At 41.5% G+C, this 1889-nt stretch carries 5 protein-coding genes; 2 read left to right on the top strand and 3 right to left on the bottom strand.

Annotated features, from left to right (window positions below; genetic code table 11):
* Positions 1-126: 126 nt before the first annotated feature.
* Positions 127-372, bottom strand: coding sequence for an HNH endonuclease signature motif containing protein (locus F6K53_RS39110; RefSeq protein ID WP_293052052.1), 246 nt, complete (start codon positions 370-372; stop codon positions 127-129).
* On the bottom strand, positions 369-641 hold the full coding sequence (locus tag F6K53_RS39105) for a hypothetical protein (protein WP_293052055.1): 273 nt from the start codon (positions 639-641) through the stop codon (positions 369-371). The genes F6K53_RS39110 and F6K53_RS39105 overlap by 4 nt, the downstream gene beginning before the upstream one ends.
* 448 nt (positions 642-1089) lie before the next feature.
* Between F6K53_RS39105 and F6K53_RS39100 the strand changes: the two genes are divergently transcribed.
* A complete protein-coding gene (locus F6K53_RS39100) occupies positions 1090-1308 on the top strand; it encodes a hypothetical protein (protein WP_293052058.1) in 219 nt (72 codons plus the stop codon).
* A complete protein-coding gene (locus F6K53_RS39095) occupies positions 1301-1585 on the top strand; it encodes a type II toxin-antitoxin system mRNA interferase toxin, RelE/StbE family (RefSeq protein ID WP_293052061.1) in 285 nt (94 codons plus the stop codon). The genes F6K53_RS39100 and F6K53_RS39095 overlap by 8 nt, the downstream gene beginning before the upstream one ends.
* 110 nt (positions 1586-1695) lie before the next feature.
* Here F6K53_RS39095 and F6K53_RS39090 read toward each other — a convergent pair.
* The coding region (locus tag F6K53_RS39090; protein ID WP_293085278.1) for a hypothetical protein at positions 1696-1889 on the bottom strand (194 nt) is incomplete at its 5' end.

The raw sequence follows: 1889 nt of genomic DNA, 5'->3' as shown, positions 1-1889 counted from the left end.
AATCAGAAACTCAAAAGTTCAAGGGCAGCGCTATTACTGTTGCTCGGCCCACTGGTGTTATTCCAGCAATATGAGTTCCACCATTGTTCCAAATGAAATGGTCGTTACCAAAATTGATTTCGTGGATTATAGAGTGCAACATACTTCCAAGTCTAATGGATCAATTGCGTAGATTTTGCTCCCAAAGAATTCATTGCAGCGATAACAGGAAGCAGCTAAATTTTCTCGATTGTCTGTTCCACCTTGTGAGCGAGGCCAGATGTGATCCATGACTAGTGGTGTACCAGTCAACTGGGAAGAGGTTTTACAATATTCACAGCGAAAATTGGCTTCTTGAATTACGCGCCGTCGTAATTCAACAGATATGGTCATAGAATCACAGGTAAATCAATAAGTGCAGGAATCCGATGCCCTTTCCAACGTAGAACAGACCAGGCATAAGCTTTCCGTAGCATGAGACGATCGGCTGCTTGTCGCAACTCGGCGAGTTCCCGCCGTTCCTCCGGTGTCAGTTTCTCATCCTGATGTTTGTCTAGCAACTCAACACAGCGATGATGCTGATCAGGGTCTATTTCTGCTTGAGCAATGTTGAGTAGCTGTTCAGTATCTAGTGTCTGAAGCTGTAATAACTCTGCTTGCATTTCTTTTGGGGCATTATCAACCGAAGGTGGCAAATTGCTAACTACACAATGCAGGTGCAAGTGTCTCTACACTTTGCTGCGTAGCTTTGGCAATTCGTGCCAGTTGGTGGAAGATGGGACTAGGCAGATCGATCGTGATTTGTTCAGTTGTCATGTTCAATGGCTACTGGCATGATACTGCGGTTATTGTAGCGAGTTTTTTCATCGTGCATCTAACCGACCTTTTTTGGAACGATCGTTGTCCCCAAGTGCGTTCGCTTTTAGCGGCTCCTTAGGAGCATCGCTCTTGTAGGTTGGGTTGAGGAAGGAAACCCAGCATCTCCAACTAACATAGCCCTTTCTAAAATTCCGATTTGGGAAAGTGCGATCATTTGTTTGGGCGTGTTAAATTGAAAATAATGAATAAATTAGATTAGAGTAAACTAATATTTTGGCAAGAGAGTAAAAAATGATGCAAACAATTCAATTCCATCAAATTTTAGAAATGATTGACGCTCTTTCTTTAGATGAACAGAACGATTTAATTAATATTGTTAGACATAGACAAATTGAAAAAAGAAGAGAGGAAATCGCTGTTAATATAACTAAAGCTCACCAAGACTATCAACAGGGTAACGTTTTTCGGGGTACAGTTGATGATGTTATTGCCGAATTAAACAATGACTAATTTAATTTTAACATCATCATTTAAGCGAGCTTTTAAGGCAATCATTAAACGTCAACCGAATTTAAAACCAAAAATTGAAGCCAAATTAAGATTACTGGCTGATAATCCTTATAATCCTATACTACGCACTCATAAACTCAAAGGTAAATTATCAGGTGCTTGGGCTTGTTCGGTAGAATATGATTGTCGTCTTATTTTCAACTTTGAACAAAATCAAGACACCTTAGAAGAAGAAATCGTTTTAATTGATATTGGCACTCACGATGAAGTTTATTAGTGCGTACGCTCTTGTAGGGTGGGTTCGATTACACAGGATCTATCAAGACATTTATTGACCGACTATCACAGAACGCACCATAAACGACGAACTCAATTCACCAGGTTGACTCAAAGGGGGGATAATGTTGAGGCACGAAACCCAACAATCACGGGCTTTTGCGTAACCTTTCTGATCCTGCACTGGACGGACTGGCGTACGCTTAGTTCGTAACCGTTAGATACCTGCCGCCAGTGAGCTTGAACCTTAGGGTCCCTCACCTCGATTAACTCATAAATTTCTGGAGGATGGGGCTGGCGCACCA

This window comes from Moorena sp. SIO4A1 (genome assembly GCF_010672065.1).
Classification (GTDB): Bacteria; Cyanobacteriota; Cyanobacteriia; order Cyanobacteriales; family Coleofasciculaceae; genus Moorena.
The sequence above is the reverse complement of the archived record's forward strand: the minus strand, read 5'-3'. Positions and strand labels throughout refer to the sequence as shown.